At 62.2% G+C, this 829-nt stretch carries 1 protein-coding gene; it reads right to left on the reverse strand.

What is annotated here, in order from left to right; all coding sequences use genetic code 11:
- Nucleotides 1-515 (reverse strand): M17 family peptidase N-terminal domain-containing protein (locus tag EN893_RS36085; RefSeq protein ID WP_281062542.1); only part of this gene is annotated, 515 nt, incomplete at its 3' end.
- Nucleotides 516-829: the final 314 nt, after the last annotated feature.

Here is an 829-nt window from a genome sequence, read left to right on the forward strand (position 1 = left end):
GCTTCACGCAGCGGCTCCAGATGATCATGGAAATTGTCGGGGTGGAGATGGTTTGGCGGCAGGTTGACCAAGGTGCGTGCATATTCGACGCCGTCGGCGATTGCATTGATCCGCGTCAGCGCCGCGGTCAGATCCGTGCCGCCGGCTCCGACCAGTTTCACCCGCAAGGTTCGATCCGCCCCCGCGCCTTGCCGCCGGTTGCGCATGTCGAAACGATAGCGGCGCAGCCGCATGCCAAGCGCGACACGCGCCAGGATTTCGGCGCCGGATAGTTCAATGCCAGCGATGGGGTCCAGGACCAGAGTGGCCGCGCATTCCCCCTTGCCTTCCAGATGTGCGGCAAGCAGACCGCCGGCGCGCGCCAACGAGAGGGTGGTTACGGCTTCGGCTTTGCCCAAGGCCAGGACGACCACACGCTTGGTCGATACTGTTTGCGGGGCGATGAGATCGATGCAGGTGCCGGATTCGGCCAAGGCGGCCGGGTCGGAGCAAGCACGTGACACGATCCCGCTCATCTCAGCGTCCAGAGCCGCTGCCCGGGGACCAAAGCTTGGTTGGGCAGTTTGCAAAATCACGACGACGGAGGTTTCCGCGGAAATCTCGTCCGCAGCTTCGAAGACCGGCGCTGGCGATTGAGGCATAGGCTGGCGCTCTCTCCAATTGCGGCGATACCGAGCAAAGCTTCGCTCTCCACCGGTGAGACTGGTCAAGCCGGTCTCAGCCGTCGATGGTATAGTGCCGGTCCCCAAACAGTCGCTTTCTTGAGACGACTTAATTGCTCTTGTCTTCTGGGTATCCCCTAAGGGGGCAGGCGATCAAACGCGAATTC

This window comes from Mesorhizobium sp. M7A.F.Ca.CA.004.04.2.1, assembly GCF_004022825.1.
Taxonomy (GTDB): domain Bacteria; phylum Pseudomonadota; class Alphaproteobacteria; order Rhizobiales; family Rhizobiaceae; genus Mesorhizobium.